The following is a 20,247-nucleotide window of genomic DNA, read 5'->3' on the forward strand; positions in this document are numbered from 1 at the left end:
ATGTTAAAAATTATTGATTGGCAGAACTTATCTTTAGCAGAACAAACTAGCCTCCTAACAAGACCTAAAAAAATAAACAATATCAAGGATCAAGTTAAAGCAATTATCCATTCTGTTCGAGAGCGCGGTGACAAAGCACTTTTTGAGTTTGCTTATCAATTTGATCAATGCAAATTAAAAACGTTACAAATTACTCAAGAAAAAATTAACCAAGCTTCGGTAGGCAAAGAGGCACTTGATGCAATAAAAACTGCCATAAAAACCATTACGTCATATCATCAAAGTTTAATACCAGAGCCTTTAAGTATTACAACGACACCAGGTGTAAAAATAGAACGTATTTATCGACCAATTCAGCGAGTTGGATTATATATACCAGGTGGAAATAACACCCCTTTGATTTCTTCTTTACTGATGCAAGCAATTCCAGCCAAAATTGCTGGTTGTCCCATAAAAGTTTTATGCACCCCTGCCAATAAAGAAGGGGAAATAAACCCTCACCTTTTAGTCGCCGCACAATTATGTGGCATTAATACCATTTATCCTATTGGAGGCGCACAAGCTATTGCTGCTATGGCTTATGGTACCAAATCTGTTACTAAAGTTGATAAGATTTTTGGGCCTGGCAATAGTTTTGTTACGGAAGCAAAAGCACAAGTTGCTCTTGATCCTGATGGCGCTACTATTGATATGCCTGCTGGGCCCTCTGAAGTTTTAATTATAGCCGATAATCAAGCTAATCCCGATTATGTTGCTGCTGATTTATTAGCACAAGCTGAGCATGGGAAGGATTCACAAGTTATATTGTTATGTGAAAATAAAGCACTTGCCCTTGCTGTTCAAAAATCAATAGCCAACCAATTTAACTCTCTAGCAAGACAAGAAATTATTAAACAATCTTTAGAACAAAGTTCAATCATTATATGTCCAATAAATAAGCAACCTGCCTTAATTAATGATTATGCACCAGAACACCTAATTATTAACCGGGAAGATGCATTAAACTGGGTTTCACAAATCAATGCTGCCGGGACTATTTTTATTGGCCCGTGGGCTGCTGAAACCTTAGGTGATTATGTGACCGGGAGTAATCATGTTTTACCAACTAATGGGTATGCGCGCAATCATAACGGACTTAGTACACTCGATTTTCTAAAATCAATTACTGTGCAGGAAATTGATCAAATAGGTATTAAGACGCTAGGTCAAGCTGCAATCACTTTAGCGCAATTAGAAGGCCTTGATGCACATGCCAATGCGGTTAGCATTCGCTTAAAAAATTTGGAGAATTAATATGTCATTAATGGATTTAATCCGTCCTGAATTAAGAAACTTAAAAGAGTATAAACCCTCGCAAGACAACCCTATTTATCGCTTACATGCTAATGAGTCACCATGGTCACCGGTTAAATTACAAACACTCGCTTTAAATCATTACCCAAATCTTAATGATCAAATCGCACTACAAGAACAACTAGCAAACCATTATCAAGTCGATAGTCAATCAATTGCCCTAACACGAGGCAGCGATGATGGAATAGATTTTCTTATGCGTCTTTTTTTAAGCCCTGGAAAGGATAGTATTCTTCAGTGCCCGCCTACTTTTCCTATGTATACGTTTTATGCCCAACTGCAACATGCTGAAGTCATTAACTGTCCTCTTAATTCTGAAAAACAATTTGACTTATCACTCGATGAACTTTTTGCAGCTTGGCAACCTCATTGTAAACTTATTTTTCTTTGCCAACCGAATAATCCTACAGGTAACTTAATCACTCTCGACAACCTAGCGGCTATTTGTCAACATTTCAGCAGTAAATCAATGGTTATAGTTGATGAGGCTTATATTGAATTTGCAGCCTGCTCGAGTGCAACAACGTTACTTTCGCAACATGAAAATCTTGTTGTCCTTCGTACATTATCTAAAGCGTTTGGTTTAGCAGGACTTCGTTTAGGAAGTGTCATTGCTAACCCGTGGGTAATTAAAGCATTACAAAAGATCATGGCGCCTTACCTCTTAGCAAGCCCTGTCATGGCCTTAGCCGAACAGGCATTACAACAGCCAGAGTGGCTAACCGACAGCGTGCACCAAATTCTTAATGAACGAGATCGAGTTTATGGTTTTTTACAGCAGTTACCTATTATCGAAACCATTTACCCCAGTGAAGCTAATTTCATTTTTGTTAAAACTGAACATGCCAAAGCATTAACAAACTGGTTTAAACAACATAATCTCACAGTGCGCGATTTTTTAAATACGCCTCTTGAGCAGTTTTTACGAATTAGTATCAGTGATAAGGCTACTAATCAGATTTTAATGACCTTACTACAAGAATTTACTGAGGATGTTTTAATTGCTACTTAGTTACTAAGGCTTGAACTAAAATATATTAAATGAGTTGTATTATGCAAAGAATATTATTTATTGACCGTGATGGCACCTTAGTAGAGGAGCCTTATGATTTTCAGGTTGATTCATTAGACAAAATTCGGCTTTGCCCAGATGTTATTTCATCCTTGCTTGCTTTAAAAAATGCCGGCTATCGTTTGATTATGATAAGTAATCAGGATGGCTTAGGTACTTCAAGCTTTCCCCAAGAAAAGTTTCAGATTTGTCATGATTTTATTTTGCACCTCTTTTCATCACAAGGTATTGACTTTGATGATATTTTTATCTGCCCGCATCAAGACATTGACCAATGTGAATGTCGTAAACCTAAGATTGGTTTACTAAAGAATTTTCTGCAATCCAATAATTTTAATCGTGAATATTCTTGGATGATTGGTGATCGTGCCACAGATAAACAGTTTGCGGATAATTTAAATATCAACTTTCTACCTGTATCAAAAGAACATGGATGGCAGGACATTACCGCAGCTATTTTAAATACTAAACGCCAGGCAGTTATTAAGCGTAAAACCAATGAAACAGATATTTCTATTGAAGTAATTTTAGATTCAAATGAATCGAGCAACGTTGAAACGCCTATAGGTTTTTTTAGTCATATGTTAGAGCAGATTGCTAAACATGCTGGCTTTACTTTAAATTTACAAGCTCGCGGTGACACAGAAGTTGATGAACATCACTTAGTTGAAGATACAGCCATTGCGCTTGGAGAAGCCTTAAAAACTGCATTAGGTGATAAATGGGGCATCGGTCGTTATGGCTTCACCCTCCCTATGGATGAAGCGCTAGCAAGTGTCGCTATTGATCTAAGTGGTCGACGCTTCTTTCAATTTGAAGGTAAATTTACTAGGGAGTTTGTAGGCGGGTTAGCCACAGAGATGATTCCGCATTTTTTTAATTCTTTAGCAGATAGCCTTAGTGCCAGTTTACACATCTCAGTTAAGGGTGAAAATCATCATCATATGATTGAAGCCTGCTTTAAAGGATTTGGTCGCGCATTAAGACAAGCCATACAGCAAACGGATACCACTCTACCCTCTACCAAGGGGGTTTTATGATTGCTATTATTGATGTCAGCGGTAATAACTTAACCTCTCTTGCTAACGCTTTAAAACAATTAGGGTATGATTATCAACTTACCCATGACTTAGACGTAGTTAGTAACGCAAGTCATGTCATTATTCCCGGTGTAGGGGCAGCTCATGCAGGTATGCAAGCATTACATGATTACCAACTTATTCCTGTTATTAAAGCCTTAAAACAACCCGTTTTAGGTATTTGTTTAGGCATGCAGTTGTTACTTGAGTATAGTGAAGAAGGCAATGTAGATTGCCTTGGACTCATTCCTGGTATAGCTAAATGTCTGCCTAGACAAAAAGGATATCCAGTGCCACATATGGGTTGGAATACGTTAAACTGGGTTCGTCCTTCTCCGCTGCAAGATGACTTAACGAATAAAGACTATGTTTATTTCGTACATAGCTTTGCTTTAGAAGAGCAAAACCATGCACTTGCTTTTTGTGATTACAGTATAAAATTTACAGCCATTGTCCAGCGAGATAACTTTTATGGCATGCAATTTCATCCGGAAAAATCAGCAACTGTAGGGCTACGGTTATTACGAAATTTTTTAACTATTCAATCTAACGCTGCAACTGTTGGAGTTTTAAATGAAACTTATTCCTGCGATTGATTTACAGCAAGGGCAATGTGTTCGATTACGACAAGGTAAATTTAACCAAACAACTATTTATTCTTATAATCCTTTAACATTAGCAAGCAGTTATGTTAAACGTGGCGCAAATCACCTTCATATTGTTGATTTAGACGGTGCTAAAACAGGTAAAATTCAACACCTTTCTTTAATTAAATCCTTACAGATAGCTGGCTGTACTTTGCAAGTAGGCGGCGGTATTCGTGATTTAGACACAGCCAAAAGCTGTCTTGATGCAGGTATTAACCAATTAGTTTTAGGCAGCATCGCGGTTACTGATTTAGAATTAACCCGGTCAATTATAGATTTAGCAGGCGCTAATAATGTTATCCTTGCTATCGATGTGCACATTGAAAATGAAATACCTAAACCGGCTATTCATGGCTGGCAAACTTTAACTGAAGCCAATTTATGGGAAGTTGCTGCACATTATCAACAATGGCATATCAACACTATTTTATGTACCGATATAAGCCGCGATGGCATGTTAGAAGGCCCCAACTTTGAACTCTATCAGCAAGCTACCTTACGCTTCCCTAACTTGCAATGGCAAGCTTCCGGTGGCATACGTGATGAAAATGATTTAAATACGTTAGCGAAGCTTGGTGTAAGCGCTGCCATTTTAGGTCGTATGCTTTATGAGGCTAATTCTATTTCATCTTTTGAGAGTATTGTATGTTAGCTAGACGAATTATTCCCTGCCTTGATGTACGTGATAATGTGGTTGTTAAAGGCATTAAATTTGATAATCATCGTATCATTGGCGATATCCTTGTATTAGCCAAACGCTATTCAGATGAAGGAGCAGATGAATTAGTTTTTTATGACATCACGGCAAGTTCTAACGCGCGTCCCGTTTGCCCAGAATGGATTAATCGCGTCGGCGCAACGATTAATATTCCTTTTACAGTTGCAGGTGGTATTCGTACGGTTAATCAAGCAAAGTCAATTTTAAATGCTGGCGCAGATAAAATTTCTATTAATAGTCCAGCATTAGAAAATCCAAATCTCATTAACGAACTAAGCCAGACATTTGGTAGTCAATGTGTCGTTGTTGGTATCGATAGCCAATGGATTGATGATGACTTTTATGTTTTTCAATATACAGGCAGCAAAGAAACCATCCGTAATGCGGCACGCAAAACCATTGATTGGGTTAAAGAAGTACAAGACAGAGGCGCAGGTGAGATTGTGCTTAATTGCATGCAATCTGATGGTGTGCGCCGTGGTTATGATATTGCCCAATTAAAACAAATTCGCTCTGTTACAGATGTTCCCCTTATTGCTTCAGGAGGCGCAGGCAAAGAAGAAGATTTTAGCTGTGTTTTTAAAGAAGCCCAAGTTGAAGGCGCATTAGCAGCTAGCGTTTTTCATGATCAAATCCTAGCCATTCCTACGCTTAAGGCCTATCTAGCATCAAACCAAATTGAGGTAAGACAATGAATGAAATTGACGCAACGAAGCTTGCCTGGGAAAAAATGTCTAATTTAATACCTGCAATTATTCAGCATGCTGAAAGTGGTGATGTGCTTATGCTAGGTTATATGAATAAAGAAGCGTTAGAGATTACCCAACGAACGCAAGAACTAACGCTTTTTAGCCGCAGCCGCAATGAATTATGGCGTAAAGGTGCAACGTCAGGTAATACCATGACGGTACAGGCAATAAGCACAGATTGCGACGGAGACAGCCTATTAATTCAAGTACTACCGCAAGGCCCGGCTTGCCATTTAGGCTTCAAAACGTGTTTTCAACCTTCAATTAATACAAAACTTAGTTTTTTAAGTGACTTAAATAACATTATCAAAAGCCGCGCCAATAACTTAAATCAGCCAAGCTATACTACTCAACTATTACAATCAGGACTTGCACGCTGCGCTCAAAAAGTAGGTGAAGAAGCAACGGAAGTCGTGATTGCTGCTATGAAAAATGATAAAGAAGAATTAATTAATGAAAGTGCTGATTTAATTTATCATTTGCTAGTGCTGTTAACCGCCTGTGAAAGCAACTTTTATACAGTAGTTAATTGCTTACAGAGGCGCCATCAAGTAAAAAATAATTAAACTCAACATCAATAATACTATAGAAATTCATTGACGCTTAAGTAGATTTCCTTTTAGCTATCAACAAATTATGATTATAGTCAGATTATTTTGAGTTAATATAGTGTGCAATTTATAAAATAAAATTATTTAATATTTAAGATATCTTTAACTAAGTATGACCCAAGAGATGACTGTTAAAGAGAATCAATTGGGTCAAGTTAGGGAACTAAAAATATATGTAATTAAAGAGAATTTTTATTCCTATTGTCTAATGTGCCTAAACATTCATCAAGAATATTTTGAAGACTACTTTGTATTTTATTTTTTTCAAGATTTAATTGCCCCAATACATCATTGATCACTTCTCTAACCTCATTTTCTCCTGCGTTTGGGTTCTTACCTACTCCCACTAACTTTTCAAGTTGCTCTTTTCGATCGGATTTTGGTTTAAAGAACCAAAGATATTTTAAACAATTATCCGAAGTCCTTCTTGTTTCATATAGGCCTTTTTCCTCACCTTCGCCAATAAGTTTTGCTAATATATTTTTCACCACGACAGTGTTATCTACTACTACTGATTCTCTCTTATTGTTTCGACGGTTTCTTACGCCCTCGTCTTGTTTTTTATCGGAACCCTTACTTATGACTGGCGCTTCTTCTGGCCTTTTATTGTGCTGCTGCGTCTTTTTCTCATCATGCCTATTATCACTAGCCTGTTCAGAGTGTGTTTTTTTCTGAGCTCTGTGTCTAACTTCATCTTCTAACCTATCCCAGCTCAAGTCAACCCCAGTATAAATACTTTTTATAGTTAAATAAAAATTAGAAGCATTAGCATCGTGTTTTTGCAAGTGAAGTGCGGCTACGACTTTATGACTATCATAATACTTAATTAGTGGTTCGATAATAACATTTTCCCACTCAACTTTATTTTTAGCTGCTTTTAATTTTGGTAAAAGTTCTTGAAGGTTCTCTCTTAATTTTTTATCCTTATGTGTTCTAGAGGTCCTCTCAACTAAAACATTAAATTCTTCACATTGCAGATTTTTTTTAGCTAGCGGTCCTTTTCCCCCAGGCACAAACGTATTATGTGGGCGTAGTAGTTCTTCACGAATATCAGCTGTATCTACCAGGGTAGATCGTGATTTATATCTGGTATCTGCTGTAATTTGTGTCGCCCGGTTAGAAAATTTAGGTTGATTACTTAATTCAACACATAAGTCTTCCTGTTCTTGAGTTCTATGAAAATGAGCTAGTAACTGCCCCGGTACATGTTGATAAACAATTCCTTCGGCACCTACTTTTGACACAACTTCAACACGCATGCCATAACAAGTTGGTTCGGCAGGGTTCGTGATCGCATGGACCTCAATACCTTTAAATCCTTCATGATAAAGCGCATTAGCAATCTCTTGAGCTAAAGATTCTTTCCCATTTTTAGATAAGCCTACTTCACAACCAATGATGAAAATATGTTTAATTTTACCTCTATCTTTAGGATTAACTTTTAATGCTAGCTTCTCTGCAAATGCTTTGGCATTATAGTCTCCTAACGTGGTTTTCCCTTTTTTAGCATCATTACCCGTATGCCCTAAGATAACAAGTTCTTCAAAAGGACCCGCTATAGGATTTAGCTCATCTTCTCTTTGTTGATTTGTATTCTTATCTTTAATAAGATAAACATGATCACTATGAATTCCAAGTTTATCTCGGATGGCGTCTATTGATTCTTGTCCAGCATCATCAAAAGCTACAAATCTTTTACCCGTTTCGGTTGTTTTAGTCTCATTTTGTTTAGTTGTGCTTTTTTTATCTTTATTTTTTTTAAATTTTTTGAGTAGGCCTTTAGCTTCTTTTCCACGTTTTTCTGTCTTAATTTTCATTTAAACTTCACCTCAATTTAACTGCCAGTCACTATAGTTAATAGATGACCTTTATGGTTTTTTATTATACATATACTGCATTATTTAATCAATAATTTAACAAAAAATATATTTAATAACAGCCGAGGTTAATTTCCTGGCTCACCGTTGATAAATAAATGTTTTTTCGAGATAAAAAATTGAAATGAACTTTAATTTTAAAAAATTAAATAAAAACGGGATTAAACGTGGAAATGAAATTTAAGGTTTAATTAAGTACAGTTTATTTTTGTTTTAAATAAGATTGAAAAAGTAACCTAACTAATATGAAGGTTTTGTATGCCTGAAAAATCCAAGGCTAGACAATAGCTACTAAGACAGCCGTTAAATAATTCCCTTCGGGAAAAGAAGGGAGTGTTGGATGACAACTGGCTGGCCCAAATGTGCCTAAAATACGCACCTGTTTTTGAACCGCTAACGCTTGCATTTGAATAAGATTAACAAATTCTGCAGTTGAGAGTGCTGAAGAACAATTACACGTCATTAATAAAGAGCCTGATTGCATCACATTAAATAATTCTCGATGCAGAAAACGGTAATAATTTTTTGCCCGTTGCAGATGCTGTTTAGACGGGACTAATTTAGGCGGATCAAGAATAACTAAATCATAATTATGCGCTTGACTTAAATAATCACGCGCATCACCTTCGATGAACTCAACATTGGCAAGGTTGTTTTTTATAGCATTTTGTTTTGCTTGCGAGATAGCTGGTGCTGAGCTATCAACTGCTAAAACATGTTTTGCCCCAGCATGCGCTGCATGAAGGGCAAAGCCACCAGTATAAGTGTATAAATCTAAAACGCGCTTATCATGTGCAAGATGGGCAATACGCTCATGATTTTCGCGTTGATCAAGAAAAAGCCCTGTTTTTTGCGCATTTGCAAAATTCACTTTATAGATTATGCCTGCTTCTGAAACATCTATAAAAAACTCTTCTCGTGATACTTCTTCAATAACATCCCAACCGTCTTGTTTTAAAGGTTTTTGTTGCGCAAACCAAATTATTCTTTCGCAACTTACAATACGTTTAAGAGCAGCAGTAATTTCATCTTTATGCAGTTCGACCCAATAAGCAGAACTTGACACAACACAAACTTGATTAAAATAATCAATTGTTAAACCAGATAAACCATCTGCTTCGCTATTAAAAAGACGAAACGCATTAGTTAATTGATTAGGTAAATTGAGTGCTTTTCTTACGGCTAAAGCTTGCTTAAATCGCTGCGCTAATAACTTAGACAATGTAAAATCCGTAGTCACTTCCCAGCTTTGGGCTAGTATTCGTACCCGATATAAAGAATGTTCATTATAAACGCCTAAACTTAATCGCTCCTTGGTATTTAAATCAACCACATCCACGAACTCGCCCGTTTTAAGTTTACCTTGTGTTTTACTAATTGCCTTGGGAAAAATCCAAGGGTGGCCGCGGCGCATAGTATGTTGTTTTTCAGGATTAAGATAAACGACAGGTCTCATGGGTATTTCACAAATATCAAAAGTCGGCTAATCTACACTATAGTTTTGAAAATTGAAATATATAGCGATTGCGCTACCTTCATCTTTCAAAAATCCAAAGGATTAAAATCTTCTAATTTAGTAATTAGTTTAATAAGGATAATTATGTACCGGTTCGCAGCCAGATTCTTACCCTTTTTATTTAGCTTAATGTGTAGCAGTGCAGTTGCAGGCCCGTGGTATACCGGCCCTCTTCTGGCGCCAGCCGGCCATACAATTCCTAGAGGCCACACGAACCTTGAACCGTATGCTTTTTATACAGATAATGATGGCATATATACTCGGCACTGGCGCCTATCTCATGTTCCTCATAGTGAGAGCATCATAGGAAATCCTGTTATTACACATGGTATGACAGATAAATTAGATATTCAGTACACCTTACCTTACACTTATAATGAACAACAAGGTAGAAGTTATCAGCATATTGCTGACGTTAGTGCAATATTAGGCTATCAAGCTCTTGAACAAGGCAAAACTAAATGGTGGCCCGATTTACGAGTTACCGTGCAAGAAATTTTCCCCAGTGGAAAATTTAAAGATTTAAATCCACTAAACAATGGTGTCGACGCAACAGGGCTGGGTAGTTATCAAACTGGATTTAACTTAAATTTTCAGCACCTATTACAATTAACTGAAGTAAATTACCTGCGTACACGCTTTAGTGCTGGCTACCTTATTCCTCTTGATGTAAATATAAGGGGTGTTACAGCCTATGGTGGAACAGCTAATACGAATGGCAGGATTAACCCTGGCAATATGCTCACCTTTGATTTAGCTTGGGAATTAAATCTTACGCAAAATTGGGTTGCTGTCATGGAAGGATATTATGCTAGTCGGGACAAAACTCGTTTTCGTGGTTTTCGAGGTTTAACTGATAAAAATAAAGTACCGACTATTGGACATCAATATTTAGAAGAAATATCACTTGCCCCAGCTATTGAATATAATTTTAATGCCAACGTTGGTATTATTGGCGGCTACTGGTTTTCAGTAGCAGGCAAGGATGCTACGGATTTTAAATCAGTAGTTGTTGCCTTAAATATTTATATTTAATAAATATGCTTATTTATTAAGCATATTAAAGACTATCATCGTGAATAGCTTATCAAAATTAATCATGCTAGCATGCCCTTTTTTGTAAACAGGATAAATTACATGTGGTTTAACAATGCGCTTATTTATCATTATGAGCTTGCGGATGAAAAATTAGATTTTGCCCCTTTATTAGTAGAAGAAAAACTAAAACCTTGCCCACCGCACGCCCGCTTTATTTATGGCTGGCTGCCTGTTTCTGGCGAGGAGCTTACTTGTGAAGTAGCCGGCGCCCTTCTCCTTTGTTTAGGTAAAACAGAACGTATTTTACCCCGCAGCGTTATTAATCAAGTCGTTGCAGAACGAATTTTGCAATTAGAAACCCAACATGGGCGAAAAATTAAACGCTCTGAAAAAGCACAATTAACTGAAGAAGTGGAATTTGAACTGCTACCCAAATCATTTTGTATTCAAAAACGTTTATTAGCTATTTTGGATACGCAAGCTAAACGCTTAATTATTAATACAGCAAGTGAAAACCAAGCTTCACAACTTACCTCACTTCTTCGCAAAACCCTACCTAAAGTTCAACTTGAGCCCCTTTCTCATTCTGATAACTTAGCGCTTCGGTTTGCTGAATGGATAACGAATCCCGCAACATTACCCGCGCCTTTCCAACTGGCTTCTGATTGCTTATTATTTGCTATGGATGATGAAAAAAAGCGAATTACTTGTAGGGGTTATGAATTACCTTCAGAAGAAATAGTTACTTTATTAACCCAAGGCTTAGCAGCGGCTGAAATCTCTTTAATCTGGAATGAACGCATTCAGTTTACTTTAACGCATGACTTAACTTTCAAACGTTTAAAAAGCCTAGATTATCTAATTGATGAATTTAATGATATCAATCAACTTGAAGAAGATTATTTAAAACAAGATGCCTCGCTTACCCTTTTGTGCGGCGAGTTAAGGCAATTAGTGGATGATCTGATGAAAGGCTTAAATAATAAATCTAATAGGGCTTTCGCTAAAGAGCATGAGCTTGCAGCAGAGTTGATCTAACAGAACTTAGTATTTTAATACCTTATCTTAATAATAGCCGTGGCTTAGTCAAATAATAAAATCCCACGGCTTAAGCCATTAAAATTTACTTAAATGTTTAAATAATCTAATCGTCTATATTTTGTACAAATAATAAATTTAAATTAAACTATAATAACGATCAATATGTATAATTATTTATCATTATGTCCGAAGATTCCTTTTATTTTACTAATAAAACTGAGGGCAAGGTTTTCAGCCGTGCGCCCCAAGGTAAACTAATTGTTAATCGATTACTTAAAAATCAAGCTCCCTTCAAAAAAACACATGCAATTGGTAAATCAAAACCCAAGTCGCTTATCATTGCGGATTGGACATTACTGAATTTAGAAGAATGGGAAATTGAAGAAATTATACAAAAATTAACCCAATTAATTAAAGATGGTTTCCCAGTTTACCTTTGGCAAGATGGCGAAATACTCGCAATGAATGACAGATCTATTCGCTGTCTAAAAAACAAGTCAGTTCGTCAGCTAATTACACCAACTACTAGAAATAGGATGATAGCTACAGCAAATTCTCAGCATCACTTAATAAAAGACCAAATCAAAATTCTTAATAAATTCGAGTTGAATCAATTATTAAAAACTTCTACTGATAGTCAAAACCAACAATTATATCTAAGTGACTTAAGGTCTTTTTCTGAGAAAACGAGTATTTTGGCTATAATTAGACAAGCAGTACCACCTTTTAATGCTGTTATAGAAGATACTTCGAGTGTGCAATTTGAGGGTTTATTATCAATATTATCTAAAGAGATGCCTGTTTATAAGCAAAATAAAAGGCTTTGGTTTGATAGAGCACGAATAGATGAGCTATTACGGCCAGGAACTATAAGTCTTGAAAACATAAGGCTATCTTCCACTGAGCTAAATTTTGTAGAAAAATTAACCATTGATTTCAAAGGTGAGTTTAAAGCAGAAGAGCTGACAAAGCTTCTTAGCTATTTTCCTCAGCTGCGCTCGCTTACGTTAAAAGGGGTAAGCTTAAGCATCGACTTTCAAAATTTATCTGCCCTGGCCGCCATCAAGTCACTTTCATTATTGAAGATAACCACAAAGTTAACCAACCTAGAAGCGTTAATATCAGCATGCTCACTCAAATCCTTAGCCTTAGAAGAAGTTGAGTTGACAGATACCGAAACTCTGGCAGGACAGCTTAATTTAACTAGCCTTAACACTTTAAAAATAGTAGAAAGCCCTGAAACTTTAAGGAAAATACCTATTAAAACTATTTTACAACAAGCAACCTCACTTAAAGCACTAGAATTAAATGAAGAATATCCTTTAGCCAATATTGATATACCATTAAATTGTTTAAAAGATTTGATATTACCCTATAAAAGACTTTATTTATTAGACTTAACAAACTTGTCAATACAAGCGCCAGCTATTGAAAAACTAGATTTATCAGAGGCTATTCTTAATTCTGACAATAATCTACAAGACATTTGCTTTTCTAGCCTGAGGGAGCTACATGCAGATCATAGTAATCTTACTATTGCTAATTTAATAGCTATTTTAAAAGATGCGCACAATCTTGAATTATTAGATTTGATTGGATGTTATAACTTAGAGGAAGATGACACGCTATTAACTGGCAGTTTTAAACAGCTTAAAACGCTTAAATTAAAAAATATAACTGCTCATAATTTAGCTACCATTTTAACCCAAGCTAAAAAACTAGAAATTTTAGTTTTAGGGGAGAGTGGAAATTTTACCTATAATTCACCAGAAGAAATTGAATTAAATTTTCTTAACAAGCTGGAGCTCCAAGGTTTAAAATTATCTAGTCCTAACTCCTTTGCGTATACTATCCTAAACAAAGCAGAAGCGCTTACCTCATTACAATTAAGCAATTGTGTTATTGATAATAATACAACCCAAGGACTGAACTTAAGTAGGCTTAAAAAACTCACGCTAAAAGGGAGTTATATCAGTGAGGCAGATTTAAACAATATATTAAAAAATACCAACGATCTTGAATATTTAGAGCTACATGGTAGCTATAGTGAAAGTATTACATTCATTGATTTTACAAAAAATGTTAATTTCAATCATCTTAGGTCCTTCTATTTAAAGAATAATGATCTAAAAATATCTGACCTTGAAACAATTCTTAAACAAGCAGGTGAGCTGGAAATATTAGATTTATCGAATTGTCAGGGATTAAACTTTGCCTTTCAAAACGACCACTCTTTTAAATTAGCCAAATTAGAAAAACTTATCTTAACAAGTACTGATATAAGTCTTGATAATTTAAAAGCGATTTTAAGAGCAGCCCCTAACCTTTTAGAGCTTAATATAGTTGGCTGCAATAACCTTTTAATTGATGCCGATTTCGAGAAATTTTTAAACGAACAGAAAGTATTAAAAGTTTTTAGAGATACAGAAAAAAATTCTACTAAATCGGCAGTTAATAGCTATCAACAAACTACTCATGAATCGGTAGCGTCCCATTCTTTAGAAGATTCTCAACTTATGGACGCAAACACAAAATTAGACACAAATAAAAAGTATAATCTCAAACAAACCTTTTTTCCCTTAGATGCTGAGACACCAACACCTGATATAAGATTATATCGTAAACAGGTATACAACAATTTTGTAGTTAATCCAGAACCATGCTCGCTAGATAAGGCCTTTACATTAAATAATGTAGGAGATCCTTATTTAATTCAGCCTTCTGATATTGAGCAACTAGCCAGTGTAGAGGCAATAATAAAACAAGGGCAAGCACTAGTTGCTAAGGAAAAAGCTAAACAAAGCGGTATTATTTATTATTATGGACAACAAGAACTGGTCCTTTCACCCAAGGGTGTGGCACTTGATTCTTGGGTTGCTCATGAATTACTTACTCACTATCACCTTAATCCAGCAGTGCCAGGTGTTGAGCTAAAATACTCAGAGCGGGATAATTTATATTATCTGTATGGCCCTCAAGATACATCTGTCAATATCTCTTTTTTATTAAAAATCCCACCCCAACCACCTCTATCTTTAGATCAAGCAGCATATTGCGAAAGGATGCAGAAATTTTTTCAAGAAAAATTCACTGATGGTGCGCTTCAATATGCAACAGTAACCCCCACAGGTAAGGATTATTTAGAAGAAATTATTAAGCAGAGAAAAGGCGCTTGTCGACATCGTACCTTAGCCTTCCGGACGACAAACGAACATTTATATGGTCAGAAAATTCCAACACGCTATGTCGGTAATACATCTCATGCTTTTGCTGAGGTTTTTTTATCAAATCAATGGCATAAACTTGATTTAGGTGGTTACCCCGCCACCTATACGATTGATGACACGAACCATCCAGACAAAATACTGAACGCTAAAAAAGTAGAAACAATTAAAGCTGCAAAACATGCCTCAAAATTAGAAAACCTCTACGCAAAATATTTAGCAACTTGGGAGAAAGTAAAACCTGAAATAAGCTCAGTGAAACATTATTGTCAGCATGTAGCAAAAGAAGGAAGAAAAAAAACACTCATCGAATTCGCAAACTCAGAAGCAGTTCATACTCTGCAAATTAGCTTACAAGATTATTGTAAACACACTACCCGCCCTCACTTTTATATAAATTCACCCGATGATTTAGTGTGTTCAGCTCCTTTTATAAAACGCCAAGGTGAGGTTGGCATGATACAAAAGGGACCTGGTGGGCCCTTATATGATTTCCTAGAAACTTATCGCACGAGCAAAACACCTATTTATTTAATTGTTAATTACGATAATTTTGATGCCGATGATATTGTACGCTTCAATGCGTTAATTGATAAAACACCCCATGCTGATGGTACGTTTTTACCCGCTAACACGCAAGTAATTGGGTTAATCAATACGAAAAAACAAGAGTGTTATCAAGGCGAAGATTTTTATTCACGTTTTGATACGATCGAAACGTGTCCCCTAACCTCTGAAGTTTTAATTGATGAGCTTAATCAACGAGCACCGTTACCGACTATAACTGAGCTTAATAAACTATCTCAAGATGACAACGCCATTGACCTTTATCATGCATCAGATTGGCAAGAGCGCTTATTGGGTTATTGGGCTGTTAAAGGTAATCAACTTACTTTTATAGAAGGTGAACTTCAAACAGCATTAAAGAAAAATATGCCCCTTAATATTAAGAATGGACCTTGGGATAACCCAGCGTTTAAGCAATTTTGGCAACAAGCGCTGGCCTTAGGTTATATTGATTATGAAGGAAAGCGGATTAATTTACCTAAAGAATTTAAGCTTAAGGGAAACGAAGGTTATGATTGGTCTCATTTAGTGACCCATATTACCCTCTCCCATCACCTTAATACCCAAGCTCACGTCTTAAACCCAGGCCAATTTAGCATCTTTTTTAATCAATATAATTGCCAAACTGAACAACTGATAATGGAACCAGGCTTGGTCGCTCAGTATGCCGCACAAGATTTGACGGTACAATTAACGCGTGAATTAACAGATGATCAATGGGCAATGTTGTTAGCAACTTGCCAACAACATCAGGTTAAATTAACGATTCATGTAGTACCAGGTATTAAGTTACCTGACGTTTTAAATCAACCTAACTTCATAAAGGTGCCACAGGCGTTTCAAACATGGCAAGGTGCTATTAAAGAATCTATTACAGCTATTCAAAGTGATGATATCAGTACCACGATTCATCAATTAATAACAAAAAATCCTGATTATCGCGTCATTGATGTATCAGAATGTGAACCTAGTGATTTATTAAATGACATTCATACTGAATTTAATAATGAGCAGGGCCTCATTTTTCAATCATATGAACGTGCCTTACTAAACGCCATAAAAGATGGCACACCCATTATCTTAAAAGGCCATTTTTCAGACGAGTTAATTGATGCGCTAGCCCCAATTTTATTAAGTCACTTAAATAAATTAAAACCGGGCCAACTTGTGCTGGTCAGCGATAAAAATCATTTTTCTTATCTACCGATTACTCAAGTACATAATGTAAGTTCAATGGATAAGTGGTCTCTACTACAGCGTTTATTTCCAACAGACATTTATAAAATAAAAGATGAAACGTTGTTTATGCACGAATCCTTTGACACACTTTATTCACGTTTACTTTACTTACACCACCACCCTAATGAAATTAACAGTGACTTAAATTGGGCAGGCTTACATGGGCTGTCAGGTGACGTGCGATTAAAAGAGTTTGATGCAGCAAACAGCGTTTCCATTGCGAAGGATTTTGATAAACAACGGTTAGCAGCGGTAAATGCGGTGTTCGCTTACAGCCCGTATGTGTTCTTAACCGGATTAACGGGCGTTGGTAAATCGACCTTTGTTGAAAAGCAATTTAAAAATAAAAACCATGTTAATTTATATCAGGGATTAGGCAACCTTTTAGCTTGGGCACAAGATGATGAACTTGATAAACAAAAGATATTATTTATTGATGAGGCCAATTTATTAAATACAGAATTTACTGCCTTTAAAGGCTTATTTAATATTCCCCCAACTATCCTTATCAATGGTGTTATCCGTAAATTAAGTCCAAATCATAAAATTATTTTTGCTGGTAATCCTTTAAATTATGGGGATGAACGCCATCTAGCATCTTTTTTTGCAGAACATGGCCGAGCAGTCATCTTTGACCCCATGCCGCAAGAATATATTTACGAAAATATTTTAAAACCTGTTTTTGCTGGCAGTAAACTTAATAAAGAGAATATATTACAAGTCAGTCGTGAACTTCTCAACGTCTATCGTTTCTTGTGTGAATGCTCAGGCGATAGAGTATTAATTTCTCCGCGTGAAGTTCAGATGATGGCACTTTTTGTTGCATCTTATTTACAAAACCAACCTAACTTAAGCTTAGATGAATTAAGACAGATCGCTAAACTTTATGGTTATAAGATCGCTGTTGACAATGTGCCTGTAGAAAATCGTTTAACCTTTGATGCGCAGTTCAAACCGAATATTGCACCGATTGAGCGTGATACAGAAACAGCCATAGTAAGCAAGGAATTTCTACTAACGCCTTCACGTAGGCCCGCATGGCAGCAATTACTAGATTTATTAGCACTGCGTACGTATAAGCAGCAGGGTATCAATGATGTGCAAAAATATGGTGGTTTAGGTGGATTAATTCTGGAAGGGGATCCTGGGACAGGAAAGAGCGAACTTGTGATAGCCGCACTTCTTTCGCAAGGCTATCAAAAAGTCTCTATTCATGACACAACAAAACCTCTATCAGACAATATTTTCTATCACGTCCCGGTTAGTTTATCTTTAGAAGAGAAAAGGGCCTGTTTACTGAAAGCTTTTAATGAGGGGGCTGTCGTTGTCATTGATGAAATTAATAGTTCACCCATGATGGAACGTCTAATCAATGACTTACTAATGGGTTTTAATGAGAAGAAAGAACGTCCTAATAAGCCTGGTTTTTTAATCATCGGTACACAAAATCCGGTGACTATGTCAGGTCGCAGGCCAGCAAGTGATGCATTGGCTAGAAGGCTTATAAAATGTAATATATTGCCTTATCCGGATACAGAGATAGAAGCTATTTTACGAACTAAAAATTTAGATCAACATCAAGTTACAGAATTAATAGGCGTCTATAATACGCAAGTTAATAAAGCAATGCGAGAAAATTTACTGCCTGCACCAACTTTTAGAAATCTCTTACGACTAGCTGATAGTATTGTTATAGGGCAAAATAGAGGTCAACAAGAAATAGATTTAATGGAGATAGAGGACGAGGTTGCGGTAGAATCAAATCAACCAAGAAAAAGAAAATCGATGGATTCAAGATTTTTTCCTACCAGGCGCCAACGATTATCACCCGTGCCAAAACAAGATCCAAAGCAAGAAGCAAGCCTTGATGAAGGAATGATGTTAATAGATAATAGTTCTGCACAAAAATCTATTTTAGATAAAGGTAGCTCTCTTTTTAAAAAGGACCGCTTAGAAGGAACAAAAATAGCTCACACAGATGATAGTTCTACTAAGTTGGATATATTTTAAATTAAAAATATTTTCTTCTATAATAGACATTGAATAAAATCATGGAAAAACTCAACTACTTGCATTGGTTCTCAATCTATAGCAGTTGTTGCCAACTTAATCAAAGTTATGTTTAATGAATTTTGCAATAATTAATAGTGAACTCTATGAGTCGATACAATTATTTTGAAAATCCGTTTAAAGGTATACCTTTATCAGAACAGGTCACCAATCCTAATATTGTAGTTGGTCGCCATAGTTATTATTCCGGTTATTATCACGGTCATTCTTTTGACGATTGCGCGCGCTATCTGTTACCTGATCGCGAGGATGTTGATAAATTAATTATCGGTAGTTTCTGCTCAATAGGCACAGGTGTTTCTTTTGTTATGGCTGGCAATCAGGGCCATAGGATGGAATGGATAAGTTCTTTTCCTTTTTATTATACAGGCGATGATTATACCAAAGATGCAATAGATGGCTTTCAAAGCGCAGGTGATACTGAAATTGGGCACGATGTCTGGATTGGTGCAGAGGCAATGATTATGCCAGGCATTAAGATTGGCCACGGTGCGGTTATTGGGGCACGAGCCCTTGTGACTAAAAATGTTGAGCCCTACACTATTGTTGCCGGCAATCCTGCTAAGCCAATCCGCAAACGGTTTACAGATGACCAAATAAAATTATTGCTAAAAATACAATGGTGGGATTGGCCTGAGGATATATTAGCAAAAGCAATGAAATTATTATGCTCAGCAGATATTGAGCGTCTATATCAATTTTGGCAACATCAATTTAAAAAATCTTAGGTAGCTTTTTTTAAGTAATCGACGCTTTCATGTCTTTAGCAGAATAAATAATTAAAGCTATAAGGTTTAATCATTTTTAATTCTATAAAATCTACAAGCTACGCCATGCCCTATTCCCTTTTTATAATATTTCATATTACATTTTTCCATGACTCTCTGTGATGCTCTATGCTTTAAGGGAGCAAATGCAATAATGTAATTAGTATTAATATTATCTTTACCCCAGTTAAGCAACGCATTTAACACTTCAGTAGCATAACCCTTACCCCAAAACTTCCTCACAATTAAGTAGCCTACTTCTATTTCTCCTGTTGCTATAGAGCCAAAGCCACACCGACCTAAAAACTCACCAGATTCTTTATCTAAAATAACAAAGCAAGGGAGACGATATTTTTTGTAAAAAGATATAAATTCGTTAATTCTTTTCGCAGTTTGCTCCTTAGTTTGAATTCCATCAGGAAAAAATTTTCTAACTTCTGGATCTAGATTGAGTGAAGCGACTTGTTCTAAGTCATCTTCTGTCATTAAACTTAAAATCGTACGGTGTGTTTCAATACGAAGTAACATATTAAATTAAACCTTATCTTTGTAAAAATTGGAAAATTAAAAAATAAAACAAACCGTTTTATGTAATGAAGATGAGCCTGAAATTCATAAAGCATTAAAATAACATTAGTACCTGCCTGCATAGGCGTGTATCTATCTTGCAAACTAAACC

General features: G+C 36.1%; 14 protein-coding genes. 11 read left to right on the plus strand and 3 right to left on the minus strand.

Annotation, left to right across the window (positions count from 1 at the left end; translation table 11 throughout):
- From hisD to hisIE, 7 genes are read left to right on the plus strand one after another with little or no spacing between them, the layout of a single operon-like run.
- A complete protein-coding gene (gene hisD / locus DYH30_RS09620) occupies window positions 1-1,293 on the plus strand; it encodes a histidinol dehydrogenase (RefSeq protein WP_115331456.1) in 1,293 nt (430 codons plus the stop codon).
- A 1-nt stretch (window position 1,294) separates the two neighbouring features.
- Window positions 1,295-2,365, plus strand: a complete 1,071-nt coding sequence (hisC, locus tag DYH30_RS09625; protein WP_115331457.1) for a histidinol-phosphate transaminase — start codon at window positions 1,295-1,297, stop codon at window positions 2,363-2,365.
- Between the two features lie 41 nt (window positions 2,366-2,406).
- Window positions 2,407-3,465, plus strand: a complete 1,059-nt coding sequence (hisB, locus tag DYH30_RS09630) for a bifunctional histidinol-phosphatase/imidazoleglycerol-phosphate dehydratase HisB (RefSeq protein WP_115331458.1) — start codon at window positions 2,407-2,409, stop codon at window positions 3,463-3,465.
- Entirely contained in the window at window positions 3,462-4,100 is a 639-nt protein-coding gene (hisH, locus tag DYH30_RS09635; RefSeq protein ID WP_115331459.1) for an imidazole glycerol phosphate synthase subunit HisH, read from the plus strand. The genes hisB and hisH overlap by 4 nt, the downstream gene beginning before the upstream one ends.
- Window positions 4,078-4,803: a 1-(5-phosphoribosyl)-5-[(5-phosphoribosylamino)methylideneamino]imidazole-4-carboxamide isomerase gene (locus DYH30_RS09640; RefSeq protein ID WP_115331460.1), complete on the plus strand. Its 726-nt coding sequence runs from the start codon at window positions 4,078-4,080 to the stop codon at window positions 4,801-4,803. The genes hisH and DYH30_RS09640 overlap by 23 nt, the downstream gene beginning before the upstream one ends.
- A complete protein-coding gene (gene hisF / locus DYH30_RS09645; protein ID WP_115331461.1) occupies window positions 4,797-5,564 on the plus strand; it encodes an imidazole glycerol phosphate synthase subunit HisF in 768 nt (255 codons plus the stop codon). Before DYH30_RS09640 ends, hisF begins: the two co-directional genes overlap by 7 nt.
- Window positions 5,561-6,184, plus strand: a complete 624-nt coding sequence (gene hisIE / locus DYH30_RS09650) for a bifunctional phosphoribosyl-AMP cyclohydrolase/phosphoribosyl-ATP diphosphatase HisIE (protein WP_115331462.1) — start codon at window positions 5,561-5,563, stop codon at window positions 6,182-6,184. The genes hisF and hisIE overlap by 4 nt, the downstream gene beginning before the upstream one ends.
- Window positions 6,185-6,408: 224 nt before the next feature.
- On the opposite strand, the gene DYH30_RS09655 is transcribed toward hisIE, so the two are convergent.
- Window positions 6,409-8,046: a hypothetical protein gene (locus DYH30_RS09655; RefSeq protein ID WP_115331463.1), complete on the minus strand. Its 1,638-nt coding sequence runs from the start codon at window positions 8,044-8,046 to the stop codon at window positions 6,409-6,411.
- A 337-nt stretch (window positions 8,047-8,383) separates the two neighbouring features.
- Window positions 8,384-9,562: a class I SAM-dependent rRNA methyltransferase gene (locus DYH30_RS09660; protein ID WP_115331464.1), complete on the minus strand. Its 1,179-nt coding sequence runs from the start codon at window positions 9,560-9,562 to the stop codon at window positions 8,384-8,386.
- A 144-nt stretch (window positions 9,563-9,706) separates the two neighbouring features.
- On the opposite strand from DYH30_RS09660, the gene DYH30_RS09665 reads away from it, so the two are divergent.
- From DYH30_RS09665 to catB, 4 genes are all read left to right on the plus strand, one after another.
- Complete coding sequence (locus DYH30_RS09665) at window positions 9,707-10,657, plus strand: hypothetical protein (RefSeq protein WP_115331465.1); 951 nt, start codon at window positions 9,707-9,709, stop codon at window positions 10,655-10,657.
- Between the two features lie 102 nt (window positions 10,658-10,759).
- A complete protein-coding gene (locus tag DYH30_RS09670) occupies window positions 10,760-11,698 on the plus strand; it encodes a recombination-associated protein RdgC (protein WP_115331466.1) in 939 nt (312 codons plus the stop codon).
- A 185-nt stretch (window positions 11,699-11,883) separates the two neighbouring features.
- Window positions 11,884-18,741, plus strand: coding sequence for an AAA family ATPase (locus DYH30_RS09675; protein WP_115331467.1), 6,858 nt, complete (start codon window positions 11,884-11,886; stop codon window positions 18,739-18,741).
- A gap of 146 nt (window positions 18,742-18,887) precedes the next feature.
- Entirely contained in the window at window positions 18,888-19,529 is a 642-nt protein-coding gene (gene catB / locus DYH30_RS09680; RefSeq protein ID WP_115331468.1) for a type B chloramphenicol O-acetyltransferase, read from the plus strand.
- A 66-nt stretch (window positions 19,530-19,595) separates the two neighbouring features.
- On the opposite strand, the gene DYH30_RS09685 is transcribed toward catB, so the two are convergent.
- On the minus strand, window positions 19,596-20,096 hold the full coding sequence (locus DYH30_RS09685) for a GNAT family N-acetyltransferase (RefSeq protein WP_115331469.1): 501 nt from the start codon (window positions 20,094-20,096) through the stop codon (window positions 19,596-19,598).
- Window positions 20,097-20,247 lie beyond the last annotated feature (151 nt).

It is taken from the genome of Legionella busanensis (assembly GCF_900461525.1).
Lineage (GTDB): Bacteria > Pseudomonadota > Gammaproteobacteria > Legionellales > Legionellaceae > Legionella_C > Legionella_C busanensis.

Bases quoted from the DNA above. Each gene is read 5' to 3' on its own strand.
- hisF (WP_115331461.1), top strand. From the start codon at position 4,797: ATGTTAGCTAGACGAATTATTCCCTGCCTTGATGTACGTGATAATGTG.
- DYH30_RS09655 (WP_115331463.1), bottom strand. From the start codon at position 8,046: ATGAAAATTAAGACAGAAAAACGTGGAAAAGAAGCTAAAGGCCTACTC.
- hisIE (WP_115331462.1), top strand. From the start codon at position 5,561: ATGAATGAAATTGACGCAACGAAGCTTGCCTGGGAAAAAATGTCTAAT.
- DYH30_RS09670 (WP_115331466.1), top strand. From the start codon at position 10,760: ATGTGGTTTAACAATGCGCTTATTTATCATTATGAGCTTGCGGATGAA.
- DYH30_RS09675 (WP_115331467.1), top strand. From the start codon at position 11,884: ATGTCCGAAGATTCCTTTTATTTTACTAATAAAACTGAGGGCAAGGTT.
- DYH30_RS09660 (WP_115331464.1), bottom strand. From the start codon at position 9,562: ATGAGACCTGTCGTTTATCTTAATCCTGAAAAACAACATACTATGCGC.
- hisH (WP_115331459.1), top strand. From the start codon at position 3,462: ATGATTGCTATTATTGATGTCAGCGGTAATAACTTAACCTCTCTTGCT.
- DYH30_RS09665 (WP_115331465.1), top strand. From the start codon at position 9,707: ATGTACCGGTTCGCAGCCAGATTCTTACCCTTTTTATTTAGCTTAATG.
- hisB (WP_115331458.1), top strand. From the start codon at position 2,407: ATGCAAAGAATATTATTTATTGACCGTGATGGCACCTTAGTAGAGGAG.
- hisD (WP_115331456.1), top strand. From the start codon at position 1: ATGTTAAAAATTATTGATTGGCAGAACTTATCTTTAGCAGAACAAACT.
- hisC (WP_115331457.1), top strand. From the start codon at position 1,295: ATGTCATTAATGGATTTAATCCGTCCTGAATTAAGAAACTTAAAAGAG.
- catB (WP_115331468.1), top strand. From the start codon at position 18,888: ATGAGTCGATACAATTATTTTGAAAATCCGTTTAAAGGTATACCTTTA.
- DYH30_RS09640 (WP_115331460.1), top strand. From the start codon at position 4,078: ATGAAACTTATTCCTGCGATTGATTTACAGCAAGGGCAATGTGTTCGA.
- DYH30_RS09685 (WP_115331469.1), bottom strand. From the start codon at position 20,096: ATGTTACTTCGTATTGAAACACACCGTACGATTTTAAGTTTAATGACA.